General features: G+C 67.4%; 16 protein-coding genes. All 16 read left to right on the top strand.

Annotated elements, in window-relative coordinates:
* Nucleotides 1–26: 26 nt before the first annotated feature.
* The 16 genes from murG (at nucleotide 27) to ACYVLV_RS00005 (ending at nucleotide 16,420) form a co-directional block, all read left to right on the top strand.
* Entirely contained in the window at nucleotides 27–1,127 is a 1,101-nt protein-coding gene (murG, locus tag ACYVLV_RS00080) for an undecaprenyldiphospho-muramoylpentapeptide beta-N-acetylglucosaminyltransferase (RefSeq protein ID WP_460807386.1), read from the top strand.
* A complete protein-coding gene (murC, locus tag ACYVLV_RS00075) occupies nucleotides 1,124–2,551 on the top strand; it encodes a UDP-N-acetylmuramate--L-alanine ligase (RefSeq protein ID WP_460806609.1) in 1,428 nt (475 codons plus the stop codon). Before murG ends, murC begins: the two co-directional genes overlap by 4 nt.
* The gene (locus ACYVLV_RS00070) at nucleotides 2,544–3,335 is read left to right on the top strand and encodes a cell division protein FtsQ/DivIB (protein ID WP_460806607.1); all 792 of its coding nucleotides are present in this window, start codon (nucleotides 2,544–2,546) and stop codon (nucleotides 3,333–3,335) included. The genes murC and ACYVLV_RS00070 overlap by 8 nt, the downstream gene beginning before the upstream one ends.
* A 221-nt stretch (nucleotides 3,336–3,556) precedes the next feature.
* Nucleotides 3,557–4,777, top strand: a complete 1,221-nt coding sequence (gene ftsZ / locus ACYVLV_RS00065; RefSeq protein WP_460806605.1) for a cell division protein FtsZ — start codon at nucleotides 3,557–3,559, stop codon at nucleotides 4,775–4,777.
* A 4-nt stretch (nucleotides 4,778–4,781) separates the two neighbouring features.
* A complete protein-coding gene (gene pgeF / locus ACYVLV_RS00060) occupies nucleotides 4,782–5,468 on the top strand; it encodes a peptidoglycan editing factor PgeF (RefSeq protein ID WP_460806604.1) in 687 nt (228 codons plus the stop codon).
* Nucleotides 5,465–6,169 carry a YggS family pyridoxal phosphate-dependent enzyme gene (locus ACYVLV_RS00055; protein ID WP_460806603.1) on the top strand — a complete coding sequence of 235 codons (705 nt, stop codon included), beginning with the start codon at nucleotides 5,465–5,467 and terminating at the stop codon, nucleotides 6,167–6,169. The genes pgeF and ACYVLV_RS00055 overlap by 4 nt, the downstream gene beginning before the upstream one ends.
* A 61-nt stretch (nucleotides 6,170–6,230) precedes the next feature.
* A complete protein-coding gene (locus tag ACYVLV_RS00050) occupies nucleotides 6,231–6,767 on the top strand; it encodes a cell division protein SepF (protein ID WP_460806601.1) in 537 nt (178 codons plus the stop codon).
* Between the two features lie 7 nt (nucleotides 6,768–6,774).
* Nucleotides 6,775–7,062: a YggT family protein gene (locus ACYVLV_RS00045; protein WP_460806599.1), complete on the top strand. Its 288-nt coding sequence runs from the start codon at nucleotides 6,775–6,777 to the stop codon at nucleotides 7,060–7,062.
* A gap of 146 nt (nucleotides 7,063–7,208) precedes the next feature.
* A complete protein-coding gene (locus ACYVLV_RS00040; protein WP_460806598.1) occupies nucleotides 7,209–7,976 on the top strand; it encodes a DivIVA domain-containing protein in 768 nt (255 codons plus the stop codon).
* A 174-nt stretch (nucleotides 7,977–8,150) separates the two neighbouring features.
* Nucleotides 8,151–9,062, top strand: coding sequence for a TraR/DksA family transcriptional regulator (locus ACYVLV_RS00035; RefSeq protein WP_460806597.1), 912 nt, complete (start codon nucleotides 8,151–8,153; stop codon nucleotides 9,060–9,062).
* 32 nt (nucleotides 9,063–9,094) lie between these two features.
* Nucleotides 9,095–9,616 carry a signal peptidase II gene (lspA, locus tag ACYVLV_RS00030; protein WP_460807384.1) on the top strand — a complete coding sequence of 174 codons (522 nt, stop codon included), beginning with the start codon at nucleotides 9,095–9,097 and terminating at the stop codon, nucleotides 9,614–9,616.
* A complete protein-coding gene (locus ACYVLV_RS00025; protein WP_460806595.1) occupies nucleotides 9,613–10,557 on the top strand; it encodes an RluA family pseudouridine synthase in 945 nt (314 codons plus the stop codon). Before lspA ends, ACYVLV_RS00025 begins: the two co-directional genes overlap by 4 nt.
* Complete coding sequence (locus ACYVLV_RS00020; protein WP_460806593.1) at nucleotides 10,547–11,275, top strand: GNAT family N-acetyltransferase; 729 nt, start codon at nucleotides 10,547–10,549, stop codon at nucleotides 11,273–11,275. The genes ACYVLV_RS00025 and ACYVLV_RS00020 overlap by 11 nt, the downstream gene beginning before the upstream one ends.
* Before the next feature lie 19 nt (nucleotides 11,276–11,294).
* Entirely contained in the window at nucleotides 11,295–12,074 is a 780-nt protein-coding gene (locus ACYVLV_RS00015) for an oxygenase MpaB family protein (RefSeq protein WP_460806591.1), read from the top strand.
* A gap of 198 nt (nucleotides 12,075–12,272) precedes the next feature.
* Nucleotides 12,273–15,842 carry a DNA polymerase III subunit alpha gene (gene dnaE / locus ACYVLV_RS00010; protein WP_460806589.1) on the top strand — a complete coding sequence of 1,190 codons (3,570 nt, stop codon included), beginning with the start codon at nucleotides 12,273–12,275 and terminating at the stop codon, nucleotides 15,840–15,842.
* A gap of 56 nt (nucleotides 15,843–15,898) precedes the next feature.
* The gene (locus tag ACYVLV_RS00005; RefSeq protein WP_460806587.1) at nucleotides 15,899–16,420 is read left to right on the top strand and encodes a hypothetical protein; all 522 of its coding nucleotides are present in this window, start codon (nucleotides 15,899–15,901) and stop codon (nucleotides 16,418–16,420) included.
* Nucleotides 16,421–16,527 lie beyond the last annotated feature (107 nt).

Here is a 16,527-nt window from a genome sequence, read left to right as displayed (position 1 = left end):
GCCCAAACCCCATGAACCCAGGCCCGATGAAGGTCCTCCTGGCCGGCGGTGGAACGGCCGGTCACACCTCGCCGCTGCTCGCGACGGCCGACGCTCTTCGCCGGTTCGACCCGGACGTCCAGATCACCTGCCTGGGGACTCCGCGTGGCCTCGAGAACCGAGTCGTCCCCGAGGCGGGATACGACCTCGAACTCGTGCCTCCGGTGCCTCTTCCCCGTAAGCCCGGCATGGATCTGCTCCGGGTCCCGGCTCGCCTGCGCGGAGCGGTGCGCGAGACGTTGGCCATCCTGGACCGGGTGAAGCCGGATGTGGTGGTCGGTTACGGCGGTTACGTCTCGATGCCCGCTTACCTCGCAGCACGTCGTCGACGCATCCCGGTGGTCGTGCACGAGCAGAACGCCCTGCCGGGTCTGGCCAACAGGGTCGGGGCTCGGGTGGCCACCCGGGTCGCGGTCAGCTTCCCCGACACCCCGCTGCGCAAGGCCGAGTATGTCGGGCTGCCGATCCGGCGGATGATCTCCACCCTGGATCGTCAGGCCTCGCGAGCAGAGGCGCTGGCGCACTTCGGTCTCGATGCGCACCGACCCACGCTCGTCGTCACCGGGGGTTCGCAGGGCGCCCGCCGACTGAACCAGGCCGTGAGCGGAGCCGCGGCCGAGCTGATCGGATCCGGGGCTCAGGTGTTGCACGTGATCGGTCCGAAGGGCGAGGCCGATCCACAGGTGCCCCCGGGCGCGGGGCCCTACGTGGTCGAGCGTTTCGTCGACCGGATGGACCTCGCCCTGGCCGCGGCCGACCTGATGATCTGTCGCGCCGGGGCCTCGAGCGTCACCGAGGCGGCGGCCAGCGGCGTGCCCGCGATCTTCGTGCCCCTTCCCATCGGCAACGGCGAGCAGGCCCAGAACGCCAAGCCGGTTGTCGAGGTCGGTGGGGCGCTGCTCGTCGATGACGCAGATCTCACCCCGGCCTGGGTGATCGCCCACGTCCCACCCCTCCTGCACGATGCCGAGCGCCTGCAAGCCATGAGTCAGGCGGCGGCAGGTCGGATTCCCCGCGACGCCGACGACGCGCTCGCGCGGATCGTTCGTGAGGCGGCCGGGGCTCCCCACTCCGGAGGTGCCCAGTGAGGATTCCCGTCCCCGAACACATCCCCACCGCCACGGATCTGGGCCGGGTCCACTTCGTGGGCATCGGCGGGGGAGCGCTGTCCGGCATCGCCCGGATCATGTCCGCCCGAGGCATCCAGGTCAGCGGGAGCGACGACCAGGACACGCCGTTTCTCCCGTCGCTGCGCGAGCGGGGCATCACCTGCCACCTCGGGTACGACGCCGCTCATCTCGGCGATGCGGACAGCGTGGTGGTCACCACCGCGGCGAGGGAGGACAACCCCGAGGTCCTCGAGGCGCGTGCCCGCGGACTGCGCATCCTGCCCCGCTCGGCCGGTCTGAAGTCGGTGATGGACGACCAACGAGTCATCGCGGTCGCCGGCACCCACGGCAAGACCACCACCACGTCCCTGCTCACCACCGCACTGCTGGCCACCTCGGCCGATCCGACGTACGCCATCGGCGGTGTCCTCACCGCGACCGGACTCAACGCCGACGCGGGTTCCGGCCCGTTGTTCGTCGCGGAGGCCGACGAGAGTGACGGCGCCTTCCTGGTCTACGAGCCGTTCGCCGCGATCGTGACGAACGTCGATGCCGATCACCTCGACCAGTGGGGGACCGAAGAGGCCTACACCGCGGGTTTCGACGAGTTCGTCAGCCGGATCGATCCCTCGGGTTTCCTGGTCTGCATCGCCGATGACCCGGGAGCGGGCCGGCTGGTCCGGGTGGCCGAGGAACGAGGTCTGACCGTGCACTCGGTGGGTGAGGACGCAGCCTCGGAGGTCCGCGCCATCGACCTGGCCTTCGCGGGTGAGACCTCGTCCTTCACGGTGGTGGACAACGGGGTGGAGCTCGGACGGATCACCCTGAAGATCCCCGGACGCCACTACGTTCTGGATGCCTTGGCCGCACTGACGGTGGGTCTGCGTCTCGGTCACGACTTCGACGAGCTGCGAGCCGGCCTGGAGTCCTTCGCGGGGACCCGCCGACGAATGGAGGCCAAGGGCGCCGCGAGCGGGGTCCGCGTCTACGACAGCTACGCCCACCACCCCGTCGAGATCGCCGGAGACCTCGCCGCTGCCCGCGCCGTCGCCGGCTCGGGCAGGTTGGTGGTCATCTTCCAACCGCACCTGGTCTCCCGGACCAGGATCTTCGCCGTCGAGATGGGCCGTGCTCTCGCCGCAGCAGACGAGGTCGTGGTTCTCGACGTCTACCTGGCCCGTGAGGATCCCGACCCCGAGGTCACCGGCGCCCTGGTCGCGGAGGCCGTCCCCCTACCGGCGGAACGGGTTCACTACGTCCCCGACCTCACCCAGGCTCCCTCTCGTGCGATCAGCGTGGCTCGATCCGGAGATGTCGTGCTCACCCTCGGCGCCGGCAACGTCACCGAGATCGCCCCCCAGGTGCTCGAACTCCTCACCATCGCCGAGGGACGTGATGGCTGACCGTCAAGGTGGGTCCTCCGGCACCCAACTCACCAAGCCTCCTCGTGGCCAGGAGGCGCCCGACCGGGCCACTTTGAGCAGCCGCCGACGGTTCGCGCGTCGCCAATGGACCCGGCGGTGGCTCGCCTGGCGCCGACTGCTGGCGCTACTGGTGGTCCTCCTCGTCGTGGTCGGCATCGTGCACACCGTCTACTTCTCTGATCGCCTGGCGGTGGAGAAGGTGAAGATCACCGGGTCGCAGGAGTTGAGCGACGACGAGGTCCTCGACGCCGCCGAGGTGCCCCTCGGCGAACCCTTGGCCACCACCGATCTGTCGGCCATCGAACTACGGGTCTCCTCTCTTGCACGGGTGCGTTCCGTCGAGGTCTCGCGTCAGTGGCCGAACACCCTGGCGGTGTCGGTCTCAGAGCGAGAGCCGGTCGCGGTCGTGTCCATCGGTGGACGACTCCAGGCGCTGGACCGTGAGGGCGTCGTGTTCGCGTCCTACCGTCGCCCACCCCCGGGGTTGCCGCTGATCGAAACCTCGATCGGTACGGGCTCGGAGGCTCTCGCCGAGGTCGCCTCGGTGGTGGTGGCCCTGCCCACCGGTCTGCGCGCTCTGGTGGATTTCGTGCGGGTCGACAGCATCGACACGATCAGCCTCAACCTGCAGGACGGTCGCACCGTCCGGTGGGGGAGTGCGGAGCGCTCGAGTCAGAAGGCGAGTGTGCTCGAGGCACTGCTCGGCCAGGAGGCGGCCGTGTACGACGTCACGGTGCCAGAGCAGCCCACCATCAGCGGCTGACCCGCTTTGATCCGGCTCGCTCTCACGCGAGTCGCTCTCGCCCCGAAATTGGTGGCGACCCACGGCGTGTCTGCGCCATCGACGACGGGCGGCTACCTACTGTCTTCTTCACGCAGAGGTTGACATAACTATAACCCTCAGCCTGAGGGTCAGGGTTCTGGGATCTCTCACTTCCCCGCCTAAGACGAACATCACGAACCAATACGAGAGGTGAAGCCGCCATGGCAGCTGCACAGAACTACCTGGCCATCATCAAGGTCGTGGGCATCGGCGGAGGCGGGGTCAACGCCGTCAACCGGATGATCGAGGTCGGCCTGAAGGGTGTCGAGTTCATCGCCATCAACACCGACGCCCAAGCGCTGCTGATGAGTGACGCCGACGTCAAGCTCGACATCGGGCGCGAACTCACCCGCGGGCTCGGCGCCGGAGCCAACCCGGACGTGGGCGGGCAGGCCGCCGAGGATCACGCCGACGAGATCGAAGAGGTCATCAAGGGCGCCGACATGGTCTTCGTGACCGCCGGAGAGGGGGGCGGAACCGGCACCGGTGGCGCCCCCGTCGTCGCCCGGATCGCCCGTTCCCTCGGGGCGCTGACCATCGGTGTCGTCACCCGACCGTTCGCCTTCGAGGGTCGTCGCCGCGCGAACTCCGCCGAAGAGGGCATCGCCCAGCTTCGCGAAGAGGTCGACACCCTCATCGTCATCCCGAACGACCGTCTGCTGTCCATCAGCGACCGCAGCGTCTCGGTGCTCGACGCCTTCAAGCAGGCCGACCAGGTGCTGCTCCAGGGCGTCTCGGGCATCACCGACCTCATCACGACCCCGGGCCTGATCAACCTCGACTTCGCCGACGTCAAGTCGGTCATGGCCAACGCCGGGTCCGCCCTGATGGGCATCGGCTCTGCGCGAGGTGACGACCGGTCGGTCTCCGCTGCCGAGATGGCGGTGTCCAGCCCGCTGCTCGAGGCGTCCATCGACGGCGCCCACGGAGTGCTGCTCTCGATCGCCGGTGGTTCCGACCTCGGTCTCTTCGAGATCAACGAGGCTGCCGCGCTGGTGGCCGACGCCGTGCACCCCGAGGCCAACATCATCTTCGGCGCCACCATCGACGACGCGTTGGGCGACGAGGTGCGGGTCACCGTGATCGCGGCCGGTTTCGACGGCGGCACCCCCAAGCGACGTGAGGAGGGCAGCGCCCTGCGTCGCGACAGCAAGCCCCAGCAGACCCAGGCCGAGACCCGTGCCGCGGTCGCGTCCACCCCCGCCCGTCCGGAGCGTCAGCCCGAGCCGGTCGCGTCGACCCCTCGACCGCGTCCGGTCGAGGCATCCCCGTCCCCCGCTCCGGTCCGCCCGGCTGCCCCCGCACCGTCGACGCCTCGTCCGGCTCCCCGGCTGCCGCAGTACGACGAGGACGAGCTCGACGTGCCGGACTTCTTGAAGTAGGCGCGTGTTCCACTATCGCGACTCTCGTGAGGGCGACGTCCGCGTGGACGTCGCCTTCACTGATTCCTCCCTCGACCTGCAGGGGCTGGGTGCATCGTTCCCCGCGGACCTAGCAAGCGTCGAAGCTGCGTGCGGTGTCCGATTCGCGCGGATGAACCAGATCCACGGAGCCGAGATCCTGGTCGTAGAGGAGCCCTCGGGCGGACCTCACGAGTCGGTGGCCACCGCTGACGGACTGGTCACCACCCGCCCCGGGGTCGGCCTGATGGTCCGGGTCGCCGACTGCGTCCCGATCCTCCTGGCCGACGTCGGCACCGGCGTGGTGGGCGCCGTGCACGCCGGCCGAGCAGGGGTGGCGGCCGACATCATCTCGACCGCCGTGACCACCATGCGGTCCCACGGGGCGAAGAACCTCGTGGCCTGGGTGGGTCCGCACGTGTGTGGAAGCTGTTACGAAGTCCCCGAAGCGATGCGTGATGACGTCGGTCGGGTGGTCCCGCAGACCAGGGCCACCACCCGGGCAGGGACGCCGTCGCTCGATCTGGGAGCCGGGGTTCTGGCCCAACTCACCGACCACGAGGTCGAGGTCCACTTCACCGGAGGTTGCACGATGGAAGATTCGCACCTGCACTCCTACCGTCGCGACGCCGGTCAGTCCGGCCGGGTCGCCGGATTGGTGTGGCTCTCATGACCGAGCGCAGCGAAGAACTCCGCGATCGACTGGCCCAGGTCACCGACCGGATCGAGAGAGCCTGCGCCGCCGCCGACCGGGCGACCAGCGAGGTGAGCCTGGTGGTCGTCACCAAGTTCTTCCCCGCCTCGGATGTGCGCATCCTGGCCGACCTCGGGGTCACCGACGTGGGGGAGAACCGCCATCAGGAGGCCGAGGCCAAGGCCCAGGAGTGCGCAGACCTGGATCTACGGTGGCACTACATCGGTGGCCTCCAGAGCAACAAGGCGGCGGCGGTGGCGGCCTACGCAGACGTGGTGCAATCGGTGGATCGTCGCAAGTTGCTCAGTGGCCTCGTCAGTGGTGCGCAGCGAGCAGGGCGCGAGAGCCTCGATGTCCTGATCCAGGTCAGCCTGGACGGTCCGGACGCGACCTCGCGCAGCGGAGTGGCGCCCGACGCCCTTCTCTCCTTGGCCCGCGACGTGGTCGATCACGACACGCTCCACCTGCGGGGCCTCATGGCGGTGGCCCCCTTGGGCGAGGACCCCGATGAGGCCTTCTCCCGGTTGGCGCCGATCCGCACCGAATGGCTGGAGACCCACCCCGGCGCCGATTGGCTCTCGGCAGGGATGAGCGGAGATCTGGAGGCGGCGATCAAGATCGGCGCGACACACGTGCGCGTGGGCTCCGCGGTCCTCGGATCGAGGCCCTCGGTCCAGTAGGGTCCGAACAGAGTCAATAGGCACTCCAGCCGGGGTGCAGTGAGTTCGAGAGGTTGCAGTCATGAGCGGTTCGATGCGCAGAATCGGTGAGTATCTCGGTCTGCTGGAGGACACCGGTCGCTACGACGACGAGTACGGCTACGAGGGTGAGGACCACCCCGCCGGCGAGACGGCTCCGGTTGCGGCCGCGCCGCGTCGAGGCCCTCGTCCCGCTGCGGCTCCGGTCGGAGCCGAAGCCAGGCCCGCACCCGTGGCGGATCTCAGCGAACGCCGCCGCCCGATGCCGCCGGTCAGTGGACCGCAAGGAGTTGTGGCCGAGTTGTCGCGAATCACCACGTTGCACCCCCGCACCTACAACGAGGCCCGCACCGTCGGGGAGAACTTCCGAGACGGTGTGCCGGTCATCATGAACCTCTCGGAGATGGACGACGCGGACGCCAAGCGCTTGGTGGACTTCGCCGCCGGACTCGTTTTTGCCACCCGTGGCACTATCGAACGCGTCACCAACAAGGTGTTCCTGCTTTCTCCGCCCAACGTCACGGTCGCCGCCGAGGACAAGGAACGGATCGCAGGAAGCGGTTTCTTCAACCAGAGCTGAGTGTGAGTTGCAAATAGTTGCCCAGATCCTCCTCCTGCTGATCTGGATCTTCATCGGCTTCATGTGGATCCGCTTCATCGTGGACTGGGTGCAGGTCTTCGCCCGTTCCTGGAGTCCCACGGGACCCCTGCTCGTGGGTCTCGAAGTCGTGTACTCGGGGACCGATCCACCGATCAAGGCACTGCGGAAGGTCATCCCGCCGCTGCGGCTGGGAAACTTCGCACTCGACCTGAGCTTTATTCTGGTGATGGTCACCGCATATGTTCTAGCCAGCATCGTCAGCGGATTCGTCTGAACCACGTTCATCGGCGGGTCACTTCTGACCGGTGCGTCACACCTGCCCCAAGTGAACCGCTATGGTTCGCCCAACGGGCCGCGCACGACCCAGAACGACAACCAACCAAAAAGTCCAGCGAAACAAACAATGAATTGGGTGAGGTCATGCCGCTGACGCCTGAGGACGTGAGTAACAAGCGATTTACTCCGGTCCGGCTCCGTGAGGGCTACGACATGGGTGAGGTCGACCAGTTCCTCGACGAGGTCGAGGCCGAACTGGCTCGACTGACCAAGGACAACGACGATCTGCGCTCGAAGCTCTCGGCTGCACAGTCCGACTCTCCGTCCGCGAGCGAGCCCGTCACGGCGGCCACTCCCGTGGTGGAGAAGAAGGCCCCCGAGCCGACGCCCGAGCCGGAGCCCGCTCCGGTCGTGGCGGCCGCAGCCGCACCGGCAGCAGCACCCGAGACCATCCGGGTCGAGACCGTCCCGCAGGCCTCCAACGCTGCCGCTCGGCTGCTCGAGTTGGCCACGCGCAACGCCGACGAACTCGTCGACGAGGCCAAGAACGAGGCCGACAAGATCGTGGGCGAGGCCCGCACCAAGGCCGAGCGCCTCGAGAGCGAGTCCAAGAGCAAGGCCGATCGGGTCGAGTCCGACGCTCGCACCCGTGCGCAGATGCTGGACTCCGAGACCGCCGAGCGTCGTACGCAGCTGTTCGGTGATCTGGAGAAGGAGCGCGACAAGCTCAGCGCCGACGTGGACAACCTGCGGTCCTTCGAGCGCGAGTACCGCTCGCGTCTGAAGAGCTACTTCTCCCAGCAGCTCGAGGCCCTGGACAACGGTGCCTCGGACGAGGCGGGTGCTCCCACCGAGGAGCCGCCGGCTCCCAAGCGGCTGCGCTCGATCCTCGGCGAGGACGAGGGTCAGTAGAAGCTCCGATAAGCACGTTGACGGCGGTCGATCCCCTGGGATCGGCCGCCGTTGTCGTCCTCACCCCAGTGGGTGGTTTGCGGTGCGCCTCTTTGAGTGGCCACGGCTGCCGGGCTACCCTCCGCTCAGCCCGTGACTCACCCGCGGTCACGAATGACGAGAGGCTCCACCTTCATGGCTCGCAGTACCAGGAAGTCACTGGCCGACGCCGCGTCCGGCGCGCGCAAGTTGATTTCACGAGGTTCCAAGAAGGCGGCTCCGGCCAAGAAGGCGGCCCCCGCGAAGAAGGCGGCCCCCGCGAAGAAGGCGGCCCCCGCGAAGAAGGCGGCCCCGGCCAAGAAGGCGGCCCCGGCCAAGAAGGCAGCCCCAGCGAAGAAGGCGGCCCCCGCGAAGAAGGCGGCCCCCGCGAAGAAGGCGGCCCCGGCGAAGAAGGCGGCCCCGGCCAAGAAGGCGGCCCCGGCCAAGAAGGCGGCCCCGGCCAAGAAGGCGGCCCCGGCCAAGAAGGCGGCCCCCGCGAAGAAGGCGGCCCCCGCGAAGAAGGCAGCCCCGGCCAAGAAGGCAGCCCCGGCCAAAAAAACAGCCCCAGCGAAGAAGACAACCCCAGCCAAAAAGACAACCCCAGCCAAGAAGTTCGAGCCCACCAAGAAAGCCACGCCCGTGAAGAAGAACGCTCCCGCCAAGAAGGCTGCGCTGAGCGCACTGGTCGTCAAGGAGGGCGAGGACGACTGGACGAAGGCGGAACTGGCCGAGGTCCTCGATGAGTTGAACAAGGACCGAGTTCACGCCAGCGAGATCGTCACCGCCCAGGAGCGGGAACTCGACGGGCTCATGCGTGACGCCGGCGACGGCGCCGGGCACGATCAGGCCGACATGGGCGCGACCAGTTTCGAACGTGACTACGAACTGACCGTCCTGGCCAACGAACGCGACAAGGTGGCCCAGATCGACCGGGCGCTGACCCGCATCGACGACGGCAGTTACGGGGTCTGCGAGTCCTGTGGTCACGCCATCGGCAAGATGCGGTTGATGGCCTTTCCGCGTGCGACACTGTGCATGTCATGCAAGCAGCGGGAAGAACGTCGCTAGAGCGGATCTCGTCGGGCGGCGCCCCGAGCGTGATGCGCCTCCGAGTCATCTTCGCGGGGGTCGCCCTGGTCATGTACACCACAGATGTGGTGTCCAAGATCGTGGCCGCCGATCGCCTGGCGGGTCGTGGCGATGTGTCGGTCATCGGGGACGTTCTGACGCTGCGGCTGGCCCGCAACCCCGGGGCGGCCTTCAACGCGGGAGTCGAGTACACCGTGGTGATCACCTTCATCGCGATCGTCGCATCGCTCGCGGTGCTGTGGTTCAGCCGACGCATCGGCAGCCTCGCCTGGGCCCTGGCCCTGGGATTCCTCCTTGCGGGGATCACCGGGAACCTCACCGACCGGATGTTCCGGGCACCCGGTCCCTTTCGCGGTGAGGTGATCGACTTCCTGATGCTGCCCAATTGGCCGATCTTCAACGTGGCAGACATCTGTATCAACGTGGGTGCGGGGCTGATCCTGCTGCAGGCGTTCCGCGGCATCCGCCTCGACGGCACCCGCGACCCCGAACGAAACAGCGATTCGTCGCGAGACCCGGAGGCCACATCGTGAGTGAATCGGGAACCGTCGAGCATCGCAGTCTGCACGTTCCGGAGGGTCTGGCCGGCGAGCGCGTGGACGCGGCGATGGCCCAGATGTTCGGCCTGTCGCGCACCCGGGCCGCTGACCTCATCGCCCGCGGGCTCGTGCAGGTCGACACCTCGACGGTCAGCAAGAGCGAACGGGTGCTCCCCGGGGCACAGATCGAGGTGACCATCCCCGTGGAGGTCGACCCGCTGATCGTCGTCCCCGAGCTCGTCGAGGGCATCAAGATCATCCACGACGACGACTCGATCGTAGTGATCGACAAGCCGGTCGGTGTCGCCGTCCATCCTTCTCCCGGTTGGAAGGGGCCCACGGTGGTCGGCCACCTCGCCGGGGCCGGATTCCAGATCGCGAGCAGCGGCGCCTCGGAACGACAGGGGATCGTGCAACGCCTCGACGTCGGCACCTCCGGGGTGATGGTCATCTGCAAGGGTGAGCGCGCCTACTCCGTGCTGAAGAACGCCTTTCGCAACCGCACGGTCACCAAGACCTACCACGCGCTGGTTCAGGGCCATCCGGACCCGCACGAAGGCACCATCGACGCTCCGATCGCCCGTCACCCCGGGGCTGACTACAGGTTCGCCGTACTCGACGGTGGCCGTGAGAGCGTCACGCACTACGAGACGCTCGAGGCCCACCGCTTCGCGAGCCTGCTCGAGGTGCGACTGGAGACCGGCAGGACCCACCAGATCCGGGTGCACATGTCGGCGTTGAAACACCCCTGCGTCGGCGACCTGACCTACGGCGCCGACCCGTCCCTGTCGCGCCGACTGAAGCTCGAGCGGCAGTGGTTGCACGCGGTCCGTCTGGGCTTCGAGCATCCGGACACCGGGTCCTACGTCGAGTACGAATCGACCTACCCCGAGGACCTCGCCCACGCGCTCGAGGCCATTCGAGATGCCAACTGAAGAGTTCACCCTCCGCCCCGGCGGGCGGCAGGATCTCTCGGCCATGGCCGAACAGTTCGTGCGGGTGCGTGCGGCCTCCGTGCCGCAGATGCCCCCGGGCGCGTACACCGTCGACGACGTCCGCGCGCACTTCGAATCCTGGGACCTGAACCGTCGAGAGGTCTGGGTGGCCGAGGCCGATGGACGGATGATCGGTCAACTGGTCATGGACGGCGACTGGCTCGAGGGTCTCTACGTCGAACCCGACGCACAGCGCGTCGGGGTGGGGTCTGCGTTGCTCGACATCGCCAAGATGCGTCGCCCCGCCGGATTCGCGCTGTGGGTGTTCGTCACCAACCGCCGTGCGCGGTCGTTCTATCGCGCCCACGGGCTCATCGATCTGGAGGAGACCGACGGCTCAGCCAATCCGGAGGCAGCCCCGGATGTGAGGATGGCGTGGCCCGGCGGGAACCCGCTGAACTTCCTGCGCCGAAGCATCGACGAGGTCGACGAGCAACTCGGTGACCTGCTCGCCCGCCGGGCTGCCTTGACCCGGGCGGTGCAGCCCTACAAGGTCTCGCCGGGACGAGATGCGGCGCGGGAACGGGAGATCGCCGCCGGGGTGGCCCGCCGCGCTCCCGCCCTCGGCGAGGAGAGGGTGCAACGGATCATGGATGTGATCATCACCGAGTCGTTGGGAAGTCTGAGCGACTCGGGCCCGGGGGACCGTGACGACTGAGCGGTCGAGCATCGATCAGATGCCGACTCCGCTCCTGGCCAGGGCGGCCACCGCTTACCTGGCACTGAGCGGGGCGGCCAATGTGGTGATGCAGCTCTCCCGGCCCGAGATCGGGTACGCCGTGGCCGACAGTCAGGTCGAGGGGGCCCGCCTCTTCGACGACCCACGCCGTCGGTTGCGCAGCACGATCGGCTACCTCGCGATCGCCACCAGGGGCACCCCGACCGAGCGCGCGTCGTACCGCCGGGCGACCAACCGCTCCCACGCCCAGGTCCCGGGCGCGTTCGATCCCGAACTGCAGCGGTGGGTTGCGACCTGTCTGTTCCACGGGCTGGAGGAGGCGCATCTCGCTGTGTGGGGCGACCTGGGTGCGCTGCAGCCCGCTTTCCTGCGAGAGGGGGTCGTCCTCGGATCGATGCTGCAGGTCCCCGTGGCCCAGTGGCCCTCAGACCGATCCGAGTTGGCGCGCTACTGGCGAGCGGGGTTGACCGAGGTCACCATCGACGCGCACGTCCGCGACTACCTGCGCCGGGTGGTGCGCATGGAGTACGCCGGCCCCCGGGTCGCCTCGGCGGTGGGGGAGCGAAGAACCTGGCTGACCACCGGGTTCCTGCCACCACCGATCCGGGAGCAGATGCAGTGGTCGTGGTCGGCCAACGACCAGGCGCGCTTCGACCGGCTCACCGGCCGTTTCGCGAGCGTGGTGCGACGAGCCCCGCGGGCCGTGCGGCAGGCTCCGTTCGACCGGGTGCATCGAGGCGTTGCGCGTCGCCTGGCGGCGGGGGAGGCTCCGTTCTGACCCGAACGCCGAAGTGGTGGACCAGCCCTGGTCGATGTCGGTGCCGACTGCCAGGATCGGGGTCACCGGTCGCGTAGGCTAGTGGTCCTTCCCCCAGGATCGACCGATATCGACCGGTATCAACGGCTCATCAGCCGTGGAAGATGCTGCCTGCCCGCCTGCTCAACCCCGGTCTCACCCACAGGAGCGCCCCGCACGATGTCGATCGGATCACCCGGCTCCACGGACAACTTCGTCCACCTGCACGTCCACACCGAGTACTCCATGCTCGACGGTGCCGCCCGCCTCGGCGACCTGACCGAACGAGCGGCGGAACTCGGCATGCCCGCCGTGGCCATGACCGACCACGGCAACGTCTTCGGCGCCTATGAGTTCTATTCCAAGGCCAAGGCCGCCGGAGTGAAGCCGATCATCGGGATCGAGGCCTACTTCACGCCGAACATCTCCCGTTTCGAACGCAAGGGGGTGAACTTCTACGACGGCGGGTCCGACGACGTCTCGGCCCGTGGTGCGTACACCCACATGACTCTGCTGTCCGAGTCGACCGAGGGCATGCACAACCTCTTCCGGATCTCGACCGGTTCCTGGGCGGACGGGTTCTTCAAGAAGCCCCGAGCCGACCGGGAACTCCTGGCCCAGCACGCCAAGGGCATCATCGGCACCACCGGCTGCCCGTCCGGTGAGGTGCAGGTCCACCTGCGCTACGGCAACTACGACGCGGCGCGCAAGGCGGCAGGGGACTTCCAGGACATCTTGGGCCGGGAGAACTACTTCCTCGAGCTGATGGACCACGGGCTCGACATCGAGAACCGGGTGCGCGACGGACTCTTGAAGTTGGCCGCGGATCTGAAGATCCCGTTGCTGGCCACCAACGACTCCCACTACGTCCGGCAGGAGGACGCTCGCAGCCAGGAGCATCTGCTGTGCATCAACTCCGGCTCCACGATGGACATCCCCGCCGGTGACGGCCCCGGGCAGCGGTTCGCCTTCAACGGCGACGGCTACTACCTCAAGTCCGCGGCTGAGATGCGCGACCTGTGGGTGGGCAAGTACGACCTGCGCGAAGCCTGCGACAACACGCTGCTGATCGCCGAACGCTGCGATGTCTCCTTCACCGAGGGCAGCGGCACCTATATGCCGCGCTTCCCCTGCCCGGAGGGGGAGAACGAGGACTCCTGGCTGGTCAAGGAGATCGAGACCGGTCTGCGGGTCCGCTACCCGCAGGGCATCCCGGAGAAGGTCCGCAAGCAGGCCGAGTTCGAGACCGGGGTGATCACCTCGATGGGGTTCGCCGGTTACTTCCTCGTGGTCGCCGACTTCATCAACTGGGCCAAGAGCAACGGTATCCGGGTCGGCCCCGGTCGTGGTTCGGGGGCCGGTTCGATGGTGGCCTACGCGATGCGGATCACCGACCTGGACCCCCTGGTCCACGGGCTCATCTTCGAGCGGTTCCTCAACCCCGACCGGGTCTCCATGCCCGACTTCGACATCGACTTCGACGAGCGTCGTCGTGGCGAGGTCATCAAGTACGTCACCGAGAAGTACGGCGACGAGCGCGTCTCCTACATCGTCACCTACGGGACGATCAAGGCCAAGCAGGCCGTCAAGGACTCGGCACGCATCCTGAACTATCCCTTCGCGATGGGTGACCGGATCACCAAGGCCATGCCGGCCGCGGTGATGGGCAAGGACGTCCCGCTCCAGCAGATCTTCGACCCCGAGCACAAGCGTTTCGGCGAGGGTGGTGAGTTCCGTGGCCTCTACGACAACGACAACGACGTCAAGAAGGTCGTCGACACCGCGATCGGGATCGAGGGTCTCAAGCGGCAGTGGGGGGTGCACGCGGCGGGCGTGATCATGTCCAGCGAGCCTCTGGTCGACATCATCCCGATGCTCAAGCGCCCGGCCGACGGCGCCATGATCACCCAACTCGACTACCCGACCTGCGAGAACCTCGGGCTGATCAAGATGGACTTCCTGGGGTTGCGCAACCTCACGGTGCTCGACGATGCGGTCAAGAACATCGCGGCGAACCGCAACGAGGAACTGGTCCTGGAGGATCTGACCCTCGACGATGCGGCGGCCTATCAACTGCTCGGCACCGGCAACACCCTGGGCGTCTTCCAACTCGACGGTGGCCCCATGCGGGGGCTGCTGCGTCTGATGCGACCCGACAACTTCGAGGACATCTCGGCCGTCCTGGCGCTCTATCGACCGGGACCGATGGGGGTCGACTCTCACACCAACTACGCCCTGCGCAAGAACGGCAAGCAGGAGAGCACCCCGATCCATGCGGAGCTCGAGGAGCCTCTCTCGGAGATCCTGGGCAAGACCTACGGCCTTATCGTCTACCAGGAACAGGTCATGGCGGTCGCCCAGAAACTCGCGGGCTACACCCTGGGTCAGGCCGACCTCCTGCGCCGAGCGATGGGCAAGAAGAAGAAGGAGGTCCTCGACGCCGAGTACGTCCCCTTCTCGGACGGCATGAAGGCCAACGGCTACTCACCGGCCGCGATCAAGGCCCTGTGGGACGTGCTGGTCCCCTTCTCCGACTACGCCTTCAACAAGGCGCACACTGCGGCGTACGGCCTGATCTCCTACTGGACCGCCTACCTCAAGCAGCACTACGCACCCGAATACATGGCTGCCCTGTTGACCTCGGTGAAGGACGACAAGGACAAGATGGCGATCTACCTCAACGAGTGTCGCCGCATGAAGATCCAGGTGCTCCCACCCGACGTCAACGAGTCTGCCCACGACTTCACCCCCGTCGGCAACGACATCCGCTTCGGGCTGACCGCGATCCGCAACGTCGGCTCCAACGTCGTCGACGGCGTCGTCGGCGCGCGGGGCGACAAGGGTCGCTACCTCGACTTCAACGACTTCTTGGAGAAGGTTCCGCTCGGGGTGTGCAACAAGCGGGTCATCGAGTCCCTGGTCAAGGCAGGCGCCTTCGACGACCTCAAACACCACCGCCGTGCGTTGGTTGCGGTCCACGAGACGGCGGTGGACCAGTACGTCGACATCAAGCGCAACGAGGCGATCGGCCAGGACTCCCTCTTCGCCGGCCTCGACGACGAGAGCGACTCCGGTGGTTTCGGCGTCACCGTGGCGATCCCGGAGATCGACGAGTGGGACAAGCAGACGTTGCTGGGCCACGAGCGCGACATGCTCGGCCTCTACGTCTCCGACCACCCGTTGCTCGGTCTCGAGCACGTGCTGGCCAACGGCACCGACTGCACCATCGGTGCCCTGATGCTGGATGAGGAACGGGCCGACAACTCCACGGTCACCGTCAGCGGACTGGTGACCTCGGTGCAGCGCAAGATCACCAAGAGAGGCGATACCTGGGCGATGGTGACCCTAGAGGACCTCGATGGCGCGATCGACGTGCTGCTGTTCCCCAGCGCCTACCAACTCGCCAGCACCTACCTCGTCCCCGACGCCATCTTGACCGTGAAGGGGCGACTGAGCCGGAGCAAGGACCAACCCGAGCTGCACGGTCAGGAGGTGACGGTGCCGGATCTGTCGGACGGTCCGACCGGCCCGGTCCAGATCAGCCTGCCGTCGACGCGGTGCACACCCCCGATGGTTCACCAGCTCAAGGAGGTCCTGGCCACGCACCCCGGGGTCACCGAGGTCCGGCTGCGCCTGCTGACCCGGGCCGACATCAAGGTGATGCGGCTCGACGATCGGTTGCGGGTCTCGCCCAGTCCAGCCCTCTTCGCCGATCTGAAGGCTCTCCTCGGTCCGGGCTGCTTGGGCTGACCTTTCTGGGCTGACCGGCGGGGGAGCGGGTTGGGAAGTGCGCCTATCCTTCTCCGGTGACCCACACAGCAGAAGCGTCGCCGCCACGCTCGGCGGTGGCGCGTTCAGCGCGGCAGTCCGCGATCATTCTCGCCGCGTTCGTGGTGGCCGGTGCGGTGGCGGGGCTGATCTGGCACCAGGTGTGGGACGCGCCTACCGGTGTCGTGGCTCAAGGCTCCTGGAAGGTCACCAGCGAGGACGCCTACCGGACCTTCTTCAGCGCCACCGGGTGGTTCGTCGTACTTTCCTCCGTCTTCGGCCTGGCGCTGGGACTGGTCACCGGACTGCTCACGCGTGAGCGGGAGTTGGTTGCTCTGGTGACGGTGACGGTGACGAGCGTCGTCGCGGCGTGGATCATGTGGCGCACGGGTCTGGCGCTGAGCGTTCCGGACCCCGAGGTTCTGGCCCGCAGGGCCACCGACGGAACCATGTTGGAGGGCCGCATCTCGGTGGGCAGTTGGAGTCCGTTCCTCGCCTTCCCCATCGCCAGCCTCTTCGGGTTGTTCATCCCGTTCGTCACCCTCCAAGGTCGACACTGACGCCGAGTCGATGCTCCTATGACCTGTCAAGCGGCTTGTGGGTGTTGGTGGAGGTTGCGTAGGTCGGTGCGGAGCAGGGTGAAGAGTTCGCGTGCGAGGTAGCGTTT

It is taken from the genome of Nocardioides salsibiostraticola (assembly GCF_054783655.1).
The sequence above is the reverse complement of the archived record's forward strand: the minus strand, read 5'-3'. Positions and strand labels throughout refer to the sequence as shown.

What these genes read in the sequence shown, in the direction of transcription:
- murG (WP_460807386.1), top strand. Translation starts at nt 27, where the DNA reads ATGAAGGTCCTCCTGGCCGGCGGTGGAACGGCCGGTCACACCTCGCCG.
- ACYVLV_RS00070 (WP_460806607.1), top strand. Translation starts at nt 2,544, where the DNA reads ATGGCTGACCGTCAAGGTGGGTCCTCCGGCACCCAACTCACCAAGCCT.
- ftsZ (WP_460806605.1), top strand. Translation starts at nt 3,557, where the DNA reads ATGGCAGCTGCACAGAACTACCTGGCCATCATCAAGGTCGTGGGCATC.
- ACYVLV_RS00055 (WP_460806603.1), top strand. Translation starts at nt 5,465, where the DNA reads ATGACCGAGCGCAGCGAAGAACTCCGCGATCGACTGGCCCAGGTCACC.
- ACYVLV_RS00050 (WP_460806601.1), top strand. Translation starts at nt 6,231, where the DNA reads ATGAGCGGTTCGATGCGCAGAATCGGTGAGTATCTCGGTCTGCTGGAG.
- ACYVLV_RS00040 (WP_460806598.1), top strand. Translation starts at nt 7,209, where the DNA reads ATGCCGCTGACGCCTGAGGACGTGAGTAACAAGCGATTTACTCCGGTC.
- ACYVLV_RS00035 (WP_460806597.1), top strand. Translation starts at nt 8,151, where the DNA reads ATGGCTCGCAGTACCAGGAAGTCACTGGCCGACGCCGCGTCCGGCGCG.
- lspA (WP_460807384.1), top strand. Translation starts at nt 9,095, where the DNA reads ATGCGCCTCCGAGTCATCTTCGCGGGGGTCGCCCTGGTCATGTACACC.
- ACYVLV_RS00020 (WP_460806593.1), top strand. Translation starts at nt 10,547, where the DNA reads ATGCCAACTGAAGAGTTCACCCTCCGCCCCGGCGGGCGGCAGGATCTC.
- ACYVLV_RS00015 (WP_460806591.1), top strand. Translation starts at nt 11,295, where the DNA reads ATGCCGACTCCGCTCCTGGCCAGGGCGGCCACCGCTTACCTGGCACTG.
- dnaE (WP_460806589.1), top strand. Translation starts at nt 12,273, where the DNA reads ATGTCGATCGGATCACCCGGCTCCACGGACAACTTCGTCCACCTGCAC.